The sequence below is a fragment of the Paenibacillus sp. GCM10027628 genome, assembly GCF_042676385.1.
Lineage (GTDB): Bacteria > Bacillota > Bacilli > Paenibacillales > NBRC-103111 > Paenibacillus_E.
The window spans coordinates 101289-118928 of the sequence record NZ_JBHTHA010000014.1 but is presented as its reverse complement, the minus strand read 5'-3'; the positions used below and the strand labels follow the sequence as shown (position 1 = coordinate 118928).

Below are 17640 nucleotides of genomic sequence, written 5' to 3'. Positions count from 1 at the left end.
AACGTTAAATTATTTCAAATAATTACCTTTTACCAATCACTCTCCTCCGATTGAAAACCGACGAATCTTCAAAAAATCGAAAAACGTTTCATATCCAAAGAAAATAAAGTGTTAGACTGACCCTAGAAATTGAAACAGCGACAGCCAAGGACAAGAAATAAAGTCCTAGACTGTCGCTGTTTCATTGAACTATCGTTTCCGTTAGTTGAATCTGAACCTTCAATTAATTAATACTCACCATTGTATTCTACGTAGCTGGTTTGCTTGACGCGGGCAATATGATGTGGCATATAACTACTCTTTGCATGTGGCGACAAGTCTTCAATAAAACTAATTGCCGCTTCTACCATCTCATCAGATATAAAAACATTTTCATTTAAAAAACCGCTTAGCAATGCAGCTTCGCCTTTAATTTTCAAACAAAGATATCCATATCCTGGATCAACTATGACAAGATTAATTATTTCATCTTCATTTTGTTCTTTTGATTTATCATAAAATCTTACTACAATATTTTCATCTTTATTAAATATCTCTACATCACAGGAAAAACTATTAAATATGAACTTCATAAGATTGACTCCCTAATCAATTGGATCTATGTACTGCTCTAATTAAGGCGAGGGGCTGTCCTAGATGTTCTTTTCGTTCCTCGACTACATACCATTATTACAAAATAAGCAACCATGGCAAGATTGAATAACTTTATGCTTAGAACATTGAGGGAAACCAATAGGAATTGTAGGTTCCTCATCTAACTCGTCTGTGGTCGACCAGTAAATGTAATGACTCTCATCTACTAATTCTTCTTTAAAATTGGTTATTAATGATTTAGGGGGTAATCTAAATCTTCCCATCTGTGTTTATTAATTGCACCGTCAATAACAGACAACAAAAATCTCTTTAGCTCGTTAAAATATTAAGTTAAGGATTCAACTTGACCGAATGTTGGTGCTGATTATCATTTAATAATTGCTGCATCTTTTCAAGTGTACCGTCCCTACGAGGAAAGTGGATACAAACCGATAAGTTAGTATTCTCGGAGTATTGAAATGTAACATGATCAAAATTTAGGATTCCTATATTTGGACAACGAAGGGTCTTGGGAGCATCTGTTGCATCGAGAATCTCTTGAGAATCCCAATACCCCCGGAATTCTGGGCTGGATTGGCACAACGCATCGAATTGTTCAGACCACCAAGGATCGTCAGCATGACGGGCATAATCTGCATGAAATTTGGCGGCTATTCGGCGTGCGTGCACCTCCCATTCGTCCCCCTTCATGTAACGAAAACGTTCAGAGTTAAAGGTCATCCAAACAATATTACGCTCCTCTACCGATAAGGATGCGATATCCTCGAATAATGCGCAGTAGGCCTCATTCCAGGCAATAATGTTCAATCGTGCATCCATGACTACCGCCGGAGAAAAACTCTGGCTATCCAAAAAACTTTGAAGTGAAAGACTCACTTGAGAAGTTATCTTTGGTTCTCCTAATGGGAGTTGTTTACTTGCGAGTAAAAACAGATGCCTGCGTTCTGGCCCATCGAGTTTAAGCACAGAGGCAATCCGCTCAAGGACTTCAGCGGAAACATTAATATGACGGCCTTGTTCCAAATAGGTATACCAATCTATGCCCACGTTCGCTAATATGGCAACCTCTTCGCGTCTAAGTCCAGGCGTGCGTCTGCGTCCAGAATTGGGCAGCCCCACTTCCTTAGGCGTAATTCTTTCCCTGCGCGTTCGCAAAAAACGAGACAATTCGGCATAACGATCCAATTGCCTTGACATGTTTGACTGCCTCCAATCTAAAGATAAGTAGGATTCCTAATCCTACGATAACCCAATCTCTTCCTGCCTCGGTTGCATCAATTTATACTATTGTATGTCATCGTTCTGGATTAACACAAGAAAGGAAAAGGGGAGAGAGTACCATGTCCGTTACGCAACAAACAAGATCAGACGAGCATCAACTTTTTTTCGATGTGATTCGGCAGCGGCGTTCCGTCCGCAGCTACGATCCGGAATTTAAAATTTCGCAGCAGGAATTAAGCGAAATTTTGGGGTTTGCCACCCTCGCTCCGTCGTGGTCCAACCTGCAGCCGTGGCGCTTCCTCGTGATCGACAAGCCGGAGCTCAAGCAGAAGATACCCTCGATCGCGAACAACCAGCAGCAAGTCATCGAAGCTTCGGCGGTGATCGCCGTACTCGCTGACCTAAAGTGCTATGAGCGGCTTGAAGAAATATATGGTCAGGCGGTCAAAGCAGGCTATATGCCGGCGGATACGTCCAAGTCGTTCGTCGAGCGTTTTTCTGACATCATGCCAAACCTGCCGTCCGATGTTCTGCACCAAATCGTTAATGTCGACAGCGGCCTAGCAGCGATGCAGCTCATGCTCGTCGCCCGGGCCAAAGGCTATGACACGGTGCCAATGGGCGGCTACGACAAGGCAAAGTTTATGGAATCCTTCAACATACCGGACCGCTATCTTTCGGTTATGTTGATCGCCATCGGCAAGGCGGTTAAGCCCGGACATCCGACCACGCGACTGCCTATCGACAATGTAACTTATTTCAACGAAATCCCTCAGTCTTAAAACCCGGAACCTCACATTTCGTACTATGAGAGGTAACCTGCAGCTTGCGGCTGCCTTTAGAATAACTGGAGGTACTTACGATGACCTACAAAAAAAATGGTGAACATCTTAGGGAAGGAGCTCGATTGGGTTTAGGCTGCGCCGGCATGTCAAATATGAATGAAACCATCAGAAGAGAAAGTATGGCCACCATCGATGCAGCGTTGAATGCTGGAGTTACTTTTCTAAATACTGCGGATTTTTATGAAGCCGGACAGAGTGAAATGATAATTGGTGATGCCATAAAAGGCCATGACAGGGATAAGATATACCTATCGTTAAAGTTTGGAGCAATGGTAGCGCCTAACGGTTCAATGTATGGGATGGATGTAAGACCCTTGTCGGTAAAAAATTATCTCACATATTCGCTGAAGAGGTTGAAGGTTGACTATATTGACCTTTATCAACCGGCGAGAATTGACTTAGACATACCTGTTGAAGAAACAATAGGTGCAATTTCTGAATTGGTTCAGGCCGGCTTTGTGAGGCATGTCGGGATTACCCAAGTGGATGCTGAAACCTTAAAAAAGGCGCATGCCACCCATCCCATCCGTTTTATAGAAACGGAATATTCTCTCTTTAACCGTAAAATAGAAAAAGAACTTCTGCCCGTTGCACGGGAACTGGGGATCGGTGTCGTTGCTTTCGGAGTCATGGCCCACGGAATGCTGGCGGGGACGTGGACGAAAGAACGTATTGAGCGTGCTAAAGGCGGATACATCCCGTTATTTTATGAAGGTAACATTGAAAAAAATGTTGCGCTGGTCGACCGACTGCGTGAAATTGCAGTGGAAAAACAGACGACGGTATCACAGCTTGCTTATGCATGGTTACTATCCAAAGGGATGGATATCATCCCCTTGATCGGTACCAGCAAGCCCGCTCATTTTGAAGAAGCTATGAAGGCTTTGGACATTACATTGAATAAGGATGAAATTGAAAGAATCGAGCTTGCTATACCGGAGGATAGAATTGCAGGAGCCAGTTTCCCTGATATGCGGTTCAAAAATGGCCTTGTGGCTAAGTTCTAACGACCGGTTAACGCCTTGTTATAAAAAATGCCTCTTCTCTTGAACGGGTGTGAAGTCATCTATACGGCGACAAAGGACTCCTTCTGCCGAACGTGAAACGCTTAACGAACTGAATTTATTTGCAAAATAGCTCAAAGATTCAGCATCAATATCGCTTAATCTTGTGTCAGTCATACATCCCTAGTGTGTAAGATTAAGACGAACAGTGTTTGCTCCCCTTAAACTTTGCAATATTGATTTTATTGTTTTTAAAATACACATAGAGAAATAAAAGTACCAACTTTTTGATTAAAATAATTGAGTTATTACACTAATCTGCCCGTCCCTCAATGAACAAAGCAGGTCGCCGCGGCGCCTGCTTTGTTTGCAATGTCTTTATGAATCAAAGATTATCCGTTAGAGCGTAATGATTTACTGTGATATGGTTCTCCGCACTATCTATAACGGCAAGTTTTCCGCATAACCCTAATGATGTTGTTCAGGTTGATGAAATCTTCGAAGTGATCTTGATTTTTTTGATCGATCGTACTAAAATTGAACCATTAACACTAAAATTAAAATGTGAGGATAAAAACCAAGATGAACATCCCAAAAAAGTTGTCATTCATCGAAGAAGCAAGGCGAAACCAAATCATGAAGTGCGCAATCGAGATTATTTCCTCGAGAGGTTATGCACAAGCCTCTTTGGCACAAATCGCCAAAGAGGCTGGGATCAGCAAAGGGGTGATTTCCTACCATTTCTCCAGCAAGGACGATCTGATCGAACAGATTGTTTCCGACTTATACGAATTCGGCTCTACGTTCATGACACCTTATCTTGCGGCGCAGACGACAGCATTGGGTTGGATTAACACATATATCGAGAAGAATGTGTTGTTCATGAAATCGCATCGGAAGCATGTTATTGCCGTAACGGAGATTATATTTCATGCAAGGGACGAGGAGGGAAAGCCTCGCCATTTCAGGAGCATCGATACTGATGCGACAATCAATGTGCTTGTGAAGATGTTGCACCGGGGCACTATGGAAGGGGATTTCCGGGAATTTACCGATTTCTCCGCTCGTGTCTTGGCGGCCACGATCCGATCGGCCATTGATGGACTCAGCTTTCAGTTAGCAGCGAGTCTTGATCTTGACCTTGACGCTTATGCTAAAGAGCTCGTTACTATATTTCAAATGGCTGCACGCAAGGTTTGAACCGCTTTATCCATTACCATTAAGCAAAGGAGTTGGTGAGGTTGAATAAAACATTTGTGGTCGGTATCATCTTGATCCTGATCGGGATCGCGTGGGGTCTGCTATTGGACGGGATCGGGATGCGCGAATGGTTATTGTTGCTGTCAGGAATCGTCCTAGGGATTATTGCGGGTCTCGTTCAACGCTGGGCAGTCGCCAGACAAAGACTCGGGCTCATCACACCGGGCAAGAAGAGACTGTGGATTATCGGCGTCATCTTTGTGCTTGTCATTGTAAAAGTTGCCATAAACGTCTTCATCCCGTCTTATCTTGCGACGAGTAATAGCGGCATCTACTTGTCCATCGTCTTCGCCATCGGTGGCCTCCTCCTCGGTCATGCATTGTATCTCATAGTCAAACCCATGCCTCAGCCAGCAAAGCTAAGGGCTAATCGAATGTGATTCGCATTTCCTTAATGCGTAGCCTCCACACATATCAACCCCATACGCCGCAAGGAATTCCGTAAAAAACTTACTTTTACTTGTGATACGGTTCAGCGTAACACTCTAACGGCGAATTTTTGAGGCACCCAACAGTTGCATGACCCTCTTGAAGAAGCATAACGGAGAAATGGAGCAAGGTGACGCCGGTTGAGTACCGTCATCACCTTGCTCCGAACTTTTTAGGAAACTTGTTTTTTACCATTCAAGCTATACTTACCCCTTCTGAGACTTTAATTCTTTCATCGTTGGATAATCCGTATAGCCCTCGCTCCCGTTACCAAAGTACAATGTTGTACGGTCTGCTTCATTCAAAGGGAAACCTTCTTTAAGACGCTCCACCAAATCCGGATTAGCTAACGACCATACCCCGACTGGCGCCACATCAGCAAGGCCATTATCAACATCTACACTAAGATCTTCTAGAGCCCGTCCAGCTCGATTTACTAATAATGGATTTGACCAGATGTTGCGAATTTCATGGAGCAGTGTTTCGTTCCCTAAATGCATAACATGGAGGTATGCTAAATTGTATTTAGCTAATTCTCTTACAAGGTGAAGATAAACTTCAGGACCGTGTTCACCTTCATCAATTCCGTTAAGAGGTGTTCCCGGGGAAATACGGAAGCCTGTTTTTTCTGCTCCGATTTCTTCAACGATTGCTCTCGTTACTTCAAGTGCAAATCGAGCACGATTCTCTATCGATCCACCGTATTTATCCACTCGTTTATTCGCATTTTCGCTGATAAACTGATTAATCAGATATCCGTTGGCTCCATGAATTTCAACGCCGTCAGCTCCTGCTGCAATAGCTGCCGCTGCCGCTTTTCGAAAGTCCGCAATTGTCGTTTGAATATCTTCTTCACTTAACTCTCTTGGAACAGGTACTTCCAGCATCCCTTTAGCCGTAAATATTGGTTCGCCAGGTGCGATCGCAGATGGAGCAACTGCTTGACGATGATGCGGAGTATTGTCGGGATGCGATATCCGACCGACATGCATTAATTGGATAAACAGATATCCACCTGCTTCATGCACCGCATCCGTAACCTTTTTCCAACCTTCAATATGCTTTTCAGTATATATGCCAGGTGATCTTAAGTAGCCTTGACCATCATCAGAAGGCTGTGTACCTTCCGTAATAATTAAACCCATAGATGCTCTTTGAGCATAATAAAGGGGAGTTAGTTCTCCAGGTGTACCATCCTCTTGCGCTCTGCTTCGTGTCATTGGTGCCATCGCCAACCGATTAGATAATTCCAGATTTCCAATTTTCGTTTTGCTCCATAGTTTTTCCATTTTCATGCACTCCTCTTTTGTTTATATTCGGTTACTGTTCTACTTTGCACTGTGCGGATCCGACCAAATGGGTCATCAGCTTGCGCGGCAGTAACCGCGGAAGGAAAGCCATCAGCCGACTACGCCCTCCTGTAATAATTAACGTCTTGCCTCGCATGAATTCGCGATATCCGATGTCGGCTACCTGCCCAACCTCCATGACGCCGCTCCTAAACAGCTTTGAGGAGGCAAACCCCGCACGATCTACGAAGCCAGTCGCTGTCGGTCCCGGACAAAGTGCCGCTACAGTCACACCGGTGCCCTTGAGCTCGTTCTCCAAAGCCTCGGTGAACGAAAGCACATACGCCTTTGTCGCGTAGTAAACCGCCATCAACGGTCCTGGGAAAAAAGCCACCAACGAAGCCACATTCAGCACGCCCCCTTGGCGCCGTTTGACCATATCTGACAGGAACACCTTCGTCATAGCAGTCAGAGCCTTGATATTGATGTCGATCATGTTCATCTCTTGCTCCAACAGCGTCTCCAAGAATGCATCATACAAGCCGAAGCCCGCATTATTAACGAGATAATCGATGGTGATACCTTGCTCGCTTAGCTCCTCGTAGATCTCCTCCGCCACGCCGGGCAACGCGACATCTTTGGCGACGACGGTCGCTTGGACGCGGTATCTTTCCCGATATTCCTTCGCGAGATCCAGGAGCTTGGCCTCACTACGCGCTACCAGCACCAGGTCATATCCATCTTTGGCGAATCGATCCGCCAGCTCTTTACCTATCCCGCCCGACGCGCCGGTGATGAGTACCGTTTTGCTCATCACGCCAGCTGTGGGTACAACGCAGCAACACCGCCGGCTAGACCTCGTTGGAGATTACGGCTTGCTTCGTCGGCAAGAATCTCAAAGCTGTCGGACTCTATTCCATCGATAGCCTTTTTTGCAACTCCCGCAGGGTCGACCTTAGGAGCTTCAATACCCGCCGTCATATCGGTTTCCATAAAGCCCACATGCAAACCGGCTACTCTCACCTTTTGTGGATACAGATTTAAGCGCAACTCGTTCGTCAGAGCCCACTCTGCCGCCTTTGCAGCCGTATAGGCGCCTGCACTTCCCATACTGAACCAAGATAATGCGGAAAGAATATTCAGAATAGACCCCCCACCATTATTTGAAATAACAGGTGCAAAAGCACGAACCATGGACAGTGTGCCAAAGAAGTGCGTATTAAATTCCAAGTGAATTTTATCGAGATCTCCGTCAAGTAAAGAAGCGCCTGTAGACGATCCTGCATTGTTGATCAGAAGCGTAACGTCCTTAGCGGTCATAGCAGCTGCAGCTACCTCTTGCGGGTTGGTAATATCAAGCTTTAAAGGTATTACACCTGGAATATCAATGGATTCCGGATTTCTTGCGCCAGCATACACTTTAGCTCCTCTGGATAGAAGCTCCGTGGCAAGTTGGCGGCCTAAACCTCGGTTCGCGCCTGTGACAAATGCGATTTGTTCAGAAATTTTCATTATAAGATGCTCCTCACTTTATCTTTAATATTAACTTCCCTTTTGCTCTGCCCGATTCTGAGTACTCCATCGCCTTTTGAGCTTCTTCAAAAGGAAAAATTCGATCGATAACAGGTTTTATTTTTTCGGATTCAATCCATTCGGAAAGGATCTCCAGTTGCCTGCCGTTCGGTTTCATGAACAAGAAGCTGTATTTGACATTATATTTTTTCTCTAATTTTGTAATCTTTCGGGAAATCAATCGAAAAACATTCGTTTTGATGAAGCCCAGCCTTTCCGCTTCTCCGAACCGCGCATTCGGCGGCCCTACGACGGATACGATTTGACCTTGCTTTCTGACAATTTTAAAGGCCTTCTCTAGAGTCTCTCCGCCTTTGGTATCGAGAACGGCATCATAACCTTGTAACAGCGTATCGAATTGTTCTGTTTTGTAATTGATGATTCGATCGGCTCCAAGCGATTCGACCAATTTGGCTCCAGCTTCGCTTGTCGTTGTTGCGACATAAAGTCCCATCGCTTTGGCAAGTTGGATCGCAAACGTACCGACGCCGCCCGATCCAGCTTGAATCAATACCTTCTGTCCGGCCGATAGCTTCAATCGTTCATGCAATACTTGATAAGACGTAAGCCCGACCAATGGGATTGACGCTGCTTCCGCAAAGGATAGGTTTTTGGGTTTTAGGGCGATATCGTTTTCATGTACGGAAATATATTCAGCAAAGGCTCCGCCCTTACTTGGCCGTCCGTATATTTCATCGCCTATGTTGAATTTTGTAACCTTCCTCCCCACTTGAATGACAATGCCTGAGAAATCATATCCTAGAACATGCGGCATATCGTATTTCAACAGTACGCGTAATTTGCCATCCCGTACTAAGAGATCGAGAGGGTTAATACTTGCCGCATGGATTTCCGCCAACACATCATGATCTCCTACTGCAGGCATTGGAATGTCAGCCAACTTAAGCGGGTATGTGCCGTATTTTTCTATTAACATTGCTTGCATCATGTCACCTCCATTTGCTTCGGTTCACATTTGAGAACGATCATTCTAATAATGGCAAAAAAAATTGTTTTCTATATGGGGAAGAAATGAATCTGTTATTTTTCTAGAAATTTTATCGATACTTGAGCAATACGGTGAAGTTTCTCTTTAGTAACCGATGTTCTTGCCATTACCCTTAACCCCACCCATGCATTATGCAGATATTCCGCCAATTCACCGGCCTCATAATCAGTGGTGAACTGACCGTCCCGCTGCCCCCAAGCAATAATGTCTTTGAGAAGCTGCTCTGCTGTAGCGAACGCTTCAGTGGACTTTGTATCCACATCGGCATCTCGTGCTGCCAACTCCACGGCCGAATTCACCATTAAGCATCCGGGAGGAGAGTCCTCTTCTCCCTCAATCATGAGTTCGAAAATAAACTGAAGAGCTTCCACTGCAGTCTTGGAGCGCTTAACTCCTCCTTCAAGAGAGGCGCTAATTTTATTGTCGAAGCGATCCATCACTTTTAGAAACAACTGATGTTTATCGCCAAATGTGTCATACAAACTTCTTCGATGGATTCCCATGTGCTCGACCAGATCAGTCATGGACGTCTTCTCGTAGCCCTGTTGCCAGAAGAGTCTCATCGCTTTATCCAATACCGCACTCTCTTCAAACTCCTTGCTTCTGGCCATTTCATTTCCCCCCCCCCGACATCAATATAGCATATTGAGAACGATCAGTAAAGAATTGAGGGCTGCCTTAACTTTCCGATGCCTCACTTATCATACCCCTTGCATTCTCAGGATAATACTGGATGAATACTACCAAATTAGGATTTCTCCAAAAATTCGCCGTTACTTGTGATACGGTTCTCCGCCCATGATCTTGAACTATCCTGCCCGTTCAACGATATCAAAAAAGGAGCCGCTTCAAAGCAGGCTCCTGCACTATAGTTTGCGTTAGCTCAACGCCCAACAACATATCATGACAGTGTTTAGATAACAAAGGCCATCGAAATAATGACAAGAAGTATGAACAGTACTAGAATAGCGGCACTCGAAGTACCATATCCACCAGCGTACCCACTCATTTAAAACACCACCTTCCCTTATGGGGATTAAATAAAAGGAGGAACAGTTATAAGTTATTTAACTTAATCTGTTATTGATTGGGCGCAAAGTGTATTTGGTCTTTCGTAAGGGCTGTAACGAATAAGCCGAGCAGTACGGAATTCCTCGACCTCATGATCGAGAACATCGAGAAGGCTCCGAACGTCGAGGACCGGGAAAATTATCTCGCGCTCGCGAAAAAATGGAAAGCAGGCGACTTCACTCGAATCGTGGACGATCAGAACTATCTCGATAAACGACAAGGCGGGACAGACGGATTTTCGACCGGAGTCAATTTACCGGAAGAGGAGGCCCCCTTCGTTCAAAAATGGTTTAACAAAAAGGACGCGACAAATGGTTTGATCACGCAAAGAAACTGGTGGCCTTGGCCGGTGTTGATCCAAGTGCTTATTCATCAGGTAAATTCGTAGCTACCCAAAACAAATCATCCACTGGATTTTTGCCATCTTAACTACTAAGGAAGCGTTCCGCTTAGAGTAAGTAGCAAGAAATAGAAATATATGGAATGCCTCTCTGTGCTTTATGGGACGGTTCTTTCCTGTGCACTTTTTTAAGTATACCACCTCATGAATTCGCCATTAATATACAGTTAAGAGGCCCATTTTCAAAATTGATACCAATCCAATCACTGGGTGAATCGTACGGTTCTTGTACTAACACAACTGTCAATAAATACTCGAAAACTTACTCGTGTGCATTTAAAGATAACTTTTACGTGTAGATCGAAAGTACCAGTTCCTGCTACTTCAACTCTGTCGTTGCCTACTTTACGTGAACTTCCCACAATCCTAAGATGACCCGGATTTGCTTTATCGGTAGGTGTTAATGTCCATTCATAAACAATGTCTCTATCACGTCCAGAACAAAGGTCACCTGTGCATATTAAATTAGCATCTGCAAAGTATACGTTGCTAGTTCCTTCAACCCTTTTAATACCTTCGCCTCTTAGATGTGACTTAAAGCAACAACCACGTACACCTCGGCGTTTATGACTTTTACAGATTAATGATGGAACAGACAGCATGCCATTTCCGATTTTCATACTGATAAAGCGAGTTTCCTTAGCCAATTTGTTGTGTTTCTTTTTGTTGCAATTTCCTCCACATCCACACGAACAAGACATCCTGATACACCGTCCTTAATCGAAATTGATTCAGGTATATCGTATGAAATAGCTTGTTCAAGTGTGTGGACAATTTTCGTGTAAAAGTGCAAAGACGGAATCTGAACGCCCTTGTTGCACATAACTGCACTTTAGCTCAGTCAACAAAAAAAGGGACCCGCAGCAACGGGCTACGGGTCTAAGGTTTATATTTTAAAGGGGGTCACTGTTTATTATAGGCTTGATTTATTAATACTGTATGAAAATAACATTTCAACTTTATTACATTTAATGCTCAAACGTTCTTCGATAGCGGAATAAACAATTTTACATTCGCGAAAAGTCCATATCTATATATGGTGTGTTATTCAGTAAGTTGAAATAATAGAATCGTCGAGCTTGTTCATCCCATTCACTCCAGCCTATGTCGACCTCGTTGCCATTCACCAATCGATTCTCTTCCTATCGCGAAAAAAGCCTCCACTCGGACCATCAGAGTCAAGCTGCGTCAGCCAGAGAATGGATGCCGCAGCTTGTTCGGCGCTGCGCGGCGCCGATGGCCCTCCCATTTCCGTGCGCACCCAACCGGGGCAAACCGCATTTATTTTAATATCTCCCTTAATCTCGGCTGCAAGCAGTCTCGTCATCCCGTTTAAAGCTAATTTGGATAATTTATAGGCTCCCGTCCCCTCGCTGTCCATCGCCGAATATTCGCCATAGCCGGAGGAGATGTTCACGATTCGCCCGTAGTTTTGCTCTTGCATAAAAGGCAGGAAAGCCCGTACGACATAATAAGCGCCGAGGAAATTGGTTCTCATCGTCCGTTCCAACACTGGGAGCTCCGTTTCCGCTAACCGTTCCCCTTCATCCAGATAAATCGCGGCATTATTCACCACAACATCTACGCGGCCGTATTGCTCTCGGACCAGGTCAGCTGCCGCAAATATGCTCTTCGGATCATCGATATCCATCTCCACAAAGGAAACGTCCAGTCCGGAATGAGCTATCATTCGAGCGGCCTCCCGCCCTGCTGCAGCAGTTCTGCCGGCCAGCAGAACATGAAATCCTCTTTCGGCCAGCTGCTTGCACATCTCATAGCCTATGCCGCGGTTACCGCCGGTTACCAAGGCGATTTTTTGCCCGGCTGACGGCGCTTTATTCGAGATCCCCTTCATCCGTGTACCTTCTTTCCTTTTCTAATCCACAATGTCGTTGGCAAAAATCATTTTTGTTGTTCTCCCGCCAAGTTCATAATATTTTGATTGCCGCTAGCCCACACAGCGGTCATGACCAGCTCGGATATTTTCCAATGGCCGTTCTCCTTCTCGAAGCGAAATAAGTATTTCCCGCCCAAAGTCCACTGACTTCCTCCAAAAGGGTTCGGATATTCATGCTGCGCCTGAAAGTAAGCACGGCATGTTGCCTGACGGTCGCTGTCCAGGTTGATAATATGGTTGGAAATCAAGTGCTGCGTTGCTTTTAACGGCGTTAATCCTTTATCCCAACTGTCCATAAGCACTTTTGCCGGGATGGTTGCCGGTTCGCCTCCAGCCAAGGATGTATAGTCGACTGTCACTTCTTCCATGAAGAGTTGCTGCAAATCATCCCATTGCCGATTATCGGCGTAATAAGCAAATTTGGACACTGTTTCAATTATTGATAGCTTGTTCATCCAGTTGAATTTCATTCCTCCTAAGTGTACTTTTACCATTCGGCACCGCATCGTTCCGAACCGTTGACTGTGCATCCAGATCGTTCCCAATTGCAGCAACAACTCCAAATATGGCCATAAAAGTGCCAATCGCTTGTATCCAGCCCACCGATTTGCCCGTTAGCGCAGAGAGGAGCAAAGTAACGACGGGTACCAGATTGAAAAACACGGAAGTGCGGCTTGCACCGACCTTCGCTATGCCTTGATTCCACCAAAGAAAAGTGAGAACTGCGCCGAAAGTACCCATAAAAGCAATGCTGATCCAGGCAGTTACGAGAGCGGCTTGCGAAACATCCATCGAATGGTTGCCCGCAAATGGTAAAAAGCAAACCATAGCAACCGCCATGGTCATGGTTGAGGTTGCCAAAGGAGAACTGTTTCTGAGCCATTTTCGACCAAGCACCCCATAAAGCGCCCAGCTGAGGTTCGCCCCCATTGCGAGAATATCCCCGAACGAAATAGAGGTTAACTGCAACAACGCTCCATTGGTAATAACCAATAAAACGCCTGACATCGAGCAAATCATCCCTATGATTTGCCGAACACGAATGCTTTCCTTAAGCAGGGGTACGGCCAGTAATGCAGTTACTATAGGGTTTGTAGCCATAATCAATGCGGGATGAAGCGGCGGCGTAAATTTTAAAGCCGAGAACTGCAAGGCATTGGTTACGAATACTCCGACAACACCCAGAAGGACATAAGCCCAAAGCGAAGATCGAATCGTACTCCAAGACGGCCTTTCTTTCACCATGAGAAGCAGCAACATAAGCACCGTAGCTATGATGAATCTCCAAGCCGTCACTGTCAGAGGCGGCATTGCTCGAACGGCCAGTTCGCCGGCATTAAAGCTGGCCCCCCAAAACATGGCAACGGCGGCAAGGCGGATATACGTCCATCCGTTTTTCATGGTAACCACTCCATTAACTGTTTTTAACTTTACAACTTCAGTATAAGGAGTTCATATCCGATTTTCTTGAACGTTCCGCTCCGCTTTTTGTACAAAAAGCGCACGCAAATATTCCTGAATTAGGGAAGCCCCTATCTTATGCCTGCCTCCGCCAGTTTTTCGTCCAACTTCGCCTTCTGGCGCAAATGGTGCCTGCTGTGCATCCCAACCATCTCAAACCAATCACGCGCGTTGAGCCAGCCAAACCAGCCATGGCGCACCTTGCAAGCCGGATTCGCTTCATCTACGCAACCCGCCCAGTAGGCCAACTTCTCTAGCACCTGCTCCAGGCCAACTATGATTTCATCCTTGCTCTCGGGGTTGCATGTCGCGTTGGGCGGTTCTTCAAGTTGCACACGGATATTGGGCCACTCTTTTTCGGCAAGCGCCTTCGTTCCATCTTCCGTCTTGCCTTCAAGCTCTTCGTGTGTTGCCTTGGTGCATGTTTCAATATGCCCGATGTACTCTTTCGCCACTTCGATCACGTGGATATACATTTGCCCGACCGACCATACGTTTTCTTTGCATTTAAATCGCAACTGCTCTATCGAATATCTGTCCAGATCCCGCATGTATTGCTCGATAATAGCCGAAGAATCGTTCAACATCCAGATCCTCTCCCCGTTAATCCTAATTCATTACAGCACCTGCGCTATCTCCCATACATGCCCGTCCGGATCGGCAAAACAAGCCGTCCGCCGCCCCCATGGGCGCGTTATCGGTCCATTCAATAACTTAACGCCCCGCACTTCCAGCTCATCGCATACCCGGTCAACGTCTGGCACTTGGATCGTGAATTGAAACCGCGCGCCATCTCCGCCGCGACCAACCTGCGCCGGCTCAATCAACTCGCGGGCATCCGATTGATTTAACAGATTGATGCTTGTATTGCCATAATCGAACACCGCGCAGCTTTCATCTTCATATATGATCGCAAGTTTGAACGTCTCTTGGTAGAATACCTTCGACCGATGTAAATCTTCAACAAACAATGTGATTTCGGTAATTTTGTTCGCCCAGTCAGCTGTCGCCATCCGCATTCGACCTCATTTGCATTTTTTTACAATCCTATTTGGATCATACGAATTGCCTATTCCATTGTCAATGCTAATATGGAGGCTGTGCAAAAAGGAGCTGCATCATTGCAAACTCCCCACTGTACGGGGCCACATCATCGCCAATAGGTGATGGACTAATGCTAGCATCATTTATTGTGTGTGGTTATGGTTATGCGGAAGTAGCACTTCTTTCACGGAGATTAGGTGGTTGGCAAGTCATCTCTTGGGCACTTGTCATTTCGCTCCCCGTTATGTTATTGATCTCGTTTTGTTACATGCCTCAATCTTGGGCTAATATCCATGTTTCTGCATGCTTGAGCCTTGCTTATGTCTCCCTATTCAGTATGCTCATCGGTTTCGTGTTTTGGTATCGTGGTCTTGCTCAGGAAGGTATAGCAGCAGGCGGGCAATTGCAACTCTTCCAGCGATTCTTTGGTTTGTTACTCTCTGCTCTCGTTCTTAATGAGTCAGTAGGTTGATCAATCTTTATTGTTAACATTGGTGTTGTATTGTGCGTGGCGTTTGCAAAACGGTTTGCGACCAAATAGTTCACAAGACGGTTATCCCTCCGAAAAAAGGCAGCCTCTCCAAATAGGAGAGACTGCGCATGCTTGGTGCTAATTTCCGACCGGACTACTGAGCTTAGCATCAAACTCGTTTAGAAAGATCGAAGGTGCTCCCAGTGGATTATTGAAATCGAATTCGAGAGACTGGACAAATTTTCCGGTGCCTTTGATGCGTAACAACATAGACATTGGATCGTGCCCCTCCGGCATCCATCTGGCAGCTATCTTGTATCGCCCGAGCGGTATTTTATCAACTCCGTGACCGCCTGTTGAGAGTGCGTCTGCGTGTGTCGTTATTGTTTTGCCGGCGCTGCCGTCAAACAACGGTCCGACAGGCGTAAGCGTAATTTCCAGGTCGGTCGTATCGAATTGCGGCAAGCTATCGGGGAACGACCAAAAATCGGGATGGATTTCAATATGACCTACGACATCCTTCAAGGTGAAATTGCGTATGGCCCCTGTGCTCCCGGCGAACGATTTGTCGCCGTCAGCCATTAACCAGAAATCGAGCGGTTTGCCGTTATAATCGAGGGAGAATCTCGTAGTCATTCTCCAGGTTGCCGGTACTTGAGCCAATTCAATCCGATAGTATCCATTCACGTCGGTTTCCCCTTGCATGTTGCTATCATATAGCAAAAGGTTATCCGCATTTATCGTAACTCCCGGAATTGGTTCGCCCCGCTTGTTAAGCAAGTAGCCCTTTACGACGTAGGGTTCAACTTCACCTGCAGATGGTACGGGCGCCGGTGTCGGATCAGGTGTCGGTGCGGGTGTCGGTGTCGGTGTCGGTGTCGGTGTTGGCGTTGGAACCGGATCCGGCTCCTTACCCGTTCCGGGGGCAGCGTCCTCGATCCGAATCGTCCACACATTGCCGCTGCTGGAGAAGGCAACATCGTAGCCGCTGCTCTCCGATACGAAGCGCAGTGGTACCATTGTGCGACCATCAATAATCTGCGCAGGTACGTCTAGGGAGACAGCTTTTCCGTTTACCATTGCATTCGTATTGTTGATCGTCAATTCGATGGAAAGGCCGTTCTTCGTTCCAATCGCCTTCCGGACAGCTCCTTCTTCCACCCACTGCACCGTAAAACCCAGGGTTTCAAACAGTTTGCGGAATGGGACAAGCGTGCGACCGTCTTTAACGATCGGCTGGGCATCGTCAAAATGAAGCTCTGCCCCTTTGAAAAGAACATGGATCGCAATATCTTTTGATGCATCCTCAGTAGCAGGGACGGGAGCAGGACTCGGCGTCGGGTTCGGTGTTGGGTTCGGTGTTGGGTTCGGTGTTGGGTTCGGTGTTGGGTTCGGTGTTGGGTTCGGTGCCTGGGAGGGTGTCGGACTAGGTAACGGCGTTGGCGTCGTAGTAGGAGCAGGCGTCCCTTCCGAAATCATTGGCTTCTTGTATTTAATCGGTTTGGAAATTATCGCACCTTGCGGTGTCTCGATTTCCAGCACATAGGACTGCGTTTCTTTAATCGTGCCGTTGTCGCTAGCGTACAAGTCGAACGTGAGCTGCCCTTGGAATTCACCGACTGGCTCCTTCACATCTTTTCGAAAACCCGGGTTAATAATTTCGCTTTCATGGGTTATGGCGCCGTCTGCAGCGGTAACCGATTTGTCCTGTACGATGCCGAGCAGCCAGCCGGTCGTAGCGCGGTTCGTTCTCCATACCCCTTGATAATTATCCTTACCGTAATCATCCGTAGAGCGAAGTACAACCGCATTAATGACCGTTTTCTGGGCTAAATTCAGCACCAGCTTGAAGTGGCCATCCTTATTGCCCTCCGGCTTGAAGTCTGCTGCACCGACAACATCAGACGCAGTATCGAGCAGACTAAACTCCTTGATCGCAACTCCCGCAGGCGAGGTTTCTCCGAAAGCGCCAGCGACTCCGCCATATGACAAGCAGCCCGCCAGTACAAGCGAAAGAGCAGAATTCCAAATTCTTTGTTTTTTAAACGTAACCTTCATGATCATTCTCCTTC

General features: G+C 46.1%; 18 protein-coding genes and 3 pseudogenes. 7 read left to right on the top strand and 14 right to left on the bottom strand.

Annotation, left to right across the window (positions count from 1 at the left end; genetic code table 11):
- Positions 1–227: 227 nt before the first annotated feature.
- Together ACFQZT_RS14525 and ACFQZT_RS14520 are read right to left on the bottom strand one after the other, a co-directional pair.
- Positions 228–572, bottom strand: a complete 345-nt coding sequence (locus ACFQZT_RS14525) for a hypothetical protein (RefSeq protein WP_379300989.1) — start codon at positions 570–572, stop codon at positions 228–230.
- A gap of 352 nt (positions 573–924) precedes the next feature.
- Entirely contained in the window at positions 925–1791 is an 867-nt protein-coding gene (locus tag ACFQZT_RS14520) for a helix-turn-helix transcriptional regulator (protein WP_379300987.1), read from the bottom strand.
- A gap of 143 nt (positions 1792–1934) precedes the next feature.
- Between ACFQZT_RS14520 and ACFQZT_RS14515 the strand changes: the two genes are divergently transcribed.
- The 4 genes from ACFQZT_RS14515 (at position 1935) to ACFQZT_RS14500 (ending at position 5304) form a co-directional block, all read left to right on the top strand.
- Complete coding sequence (locus ACFQZT_RS14515; protein WP_379300985.1) at positions 1935–2597, top strand: nitroreductase family protein; 663 nt, start codon at positions 1935–1937, stop codon at positions 2595–2597.
- Between the two features lie 80 nt (positions 2598–2677).
- A complete protein-coding gene (locus ACFQZT_RS14510) occupies positions 2678–3667 on the top strand; it encodes an aldo/keto reductase (protein ID WP_379300982.1) in 990 nt (329 codons plus the stop codon).
- Positions 3668–4246: 579 nt separating this feature from the next.
- Entirely contained in the window at positions 4247–4864 is a 618-nt protein-coding gene (locus ACFQZT_RS14505; protein WP_379300980.1) for a TetR/AcrR family transcriptional regulator, read from the top strand.
- 35 nt (positions 4865–4899) lie between these two features.
- A complete protein-coding gene (locus ACFQZT_RS14500; protein ID WP_379300978.1) occupies positions 4900–5304 on the top strand; it encodes a hypothetical protein in 405 nt (134 codons plus the stop codon).
- A gap of 255 nt (positions 5305–5559) precedes the next feature.
- On the opposite strand, the gene ACFQZT_RS14495 is transcribed toward ACFQZT_RS14500, so the two are convergent.
- The 6 genes from ACFQZT_RS14495 to ACFQZT_RS14470 all read right to left on the bottom strand — a co-directional run bounded on the left by ACFQZT_RS14495 (position 5560) and on the right by ACFQZT_RS14470 (position 10232).
- Entirely contained in the window at positions 5560–6642 is a 1083-nt protein-coding gene (locus tag ACFQZT_RS14495; protein WP_379300976.1) for an alkene reductase, read from the bottom strand.
- A 31-nt stretch (positions 6643–6673) separates the two neighbouring features.
- Positions 6674–7459 carry an SDR family NAD(P)-dependent oxidoreductase gene (locus ACFQZT_RS14490; protein WP_379300974.1) on the bottom strand — a complete coding sequence of 262 codons (786 nt, stop codon included), beginning with the start codon at positions 7457–7459 and terminating at the stop codon, positions 6674–6676.
- The gene (locus ACFQZT_RS14485; RefSeq protein WP_379300972.1) at positions 7456–8154 is read right to left on the bottom strand and encodes an SDR family oxidoreductase; all 699 of its coding nucleotides are present in this window, start codon (positions 8152–8154) and stop codon (positions 7456–7458) included. Before ACFQZT_RS14485 ends, ACFQZT_RS14490 begins: the two co-directional genes overlap by 4 nt.
- Before the next feature lie 13 nt (positions 8155–8167).
- The gene (locus tag ACFQZT_RS14480) at positions 8168–9160 is read right to left on the bottom strand and encodes an NADP-dependent oxidoreductase (RefSeq protein ID WP_379301063.1); all 993 of its coding nucleotides are present in this window, start codon (positions 9158–9160) and stop codon (positions 8168–8170) included.
- Between the two features lie 95 nt (positions 9161–9255).
- Entirely contained in the window at positions 9256–9834 is a 579-nt protein-coding gene (locus tag ACFQZT_RS14475; protein ID WP_379300970.1) for a TetR/AcrR family transcriptional regulator, read from the bottom strand.
- A 302-nt stretch (positions 9835–10136) separates the two neighbouring features.
- Positions 10137–10232: a YjcZ family sporulation protein gene (locus ACFQZT_RS14470; RefSeq protein WP_379300968.1), complete on the bottom strand. Its 96-nt coding sequence runs from the start codon at positions 10230–10232 to the stop codon at positions 10137–10139.
- Between the two features lie 78 nt (positions 10233–10310).
- On the opposite strand from ACFQZT_RS14470, the pseudogene ACFQZT_RS14465 reads away from it, so the two are divergent.
- Both ACFQZT_RS14465 and ACFQZT_RS14460 read left to right on the top strand, forming a co-directional pair.
- Positions 10311–10562: pseudogene (locus ACFQZT_RS14465) on the top strand (DUF6241 domain-containing protein); the annotation flags it as partial.
- Between the two features lie 47 nt (positions 10563–10609).
- Positions 10610–10696: pseudogene (locus tag ACFQZT_RS14460) on the top strand (transposase); the annotation flags it as partial.
- Positions 10697–11817: 1121 nt separating this feature from the next.
- Here the strand turns inward: ACFQZT_RS14460 and ACFQZT_RS14455 are convergent.
- The 5 genes from ACFQZT_RS14455 to ACFQZT_RS14435 form a co-directional block, all read right to left on the bottom strand.
- Entirely contained in the window at positions 11818–12549 is a 732-nt protein-coding gene (locus ACFQZT_RS14455) for an SDR family oxidoreductase (RefSeq protein ID WP_379300964.1), read from the bottom strand.
- A 47-nt stretch (positions 12550–12596) separates the two neighbouring features.
- Positions 12597–13061: a nuclear transport factor 2 family protein gene (locus ACFQZT_RS14450; RefSeq protein WP_379300962.1), complete on the bottom strand. Its 465-nt coding sequence runs from the start codon at positions 13059–13061 to the stop codon at positions 12597–12599.
- A complete protein-coding gene (locus ACFQZT_RS14445; RefSeq protein ID WP_379300960.1) occupies positions 13024–13992 on the bottom strand; it encodes a DMT family transporter in 969 nt (322 codons plus the stop codon). The genes ACFQZT_RS14450 and ACFQZT_RS14445 overlap by 38 nt, the downstream gene beginning before the upstream one ends.
- A 131-nt stretch (positions 13993–14123) precedes the next feature.
- Positions 14124–14639, bottom strand: coding sequence for a DinB family protein (locus ACFQZT_RS14440; protein WP_379300958.1), 516 nt, complete (start codon positions 14637–14639; stop codon positions 14124–14126).
- 30 nt (positions 14640–14669) lie between these two features.
- Complete coding sequence (locus ACFQZT_RS14435; protein WP_379300956.1) at positions 14670–15065, bottom strand: VOC family protein; 396 nt, start codon at positions 15063–15065, stop codon at positions 14670–14672.
- A 122-nt stretch (positions 15066–15187) separates the two neighbouring features.
- Here ACFQZT_RS14435 and ACFQZT_RS14430 point away from each other — a divergent pair.
- Positions 15188–15637: pseudogene (locus ACFQZT_RS14430) on the top strand (EamA family transporter); the annotation flags it as partial.
- 69 nt (positions 15638–15706) lie between these two features.
- Here the strand turns inward: ACFQZT_RS14430 and ACFQZT_RS14425 are convergent.
- A complete protein-coding gene (locus tag ACFQZT_RS14425) occupies positions 15707–17626 on the bottom strand; it encodes a copper amine oxidase N-terminal domain-containing protein (RefSeq protein ID WP_379300954.1) in 1920 nt (639 codons plus the stop codon).
- Between the last annotated feature and the right edge of the window lie 14 nt (positions 17627–17640).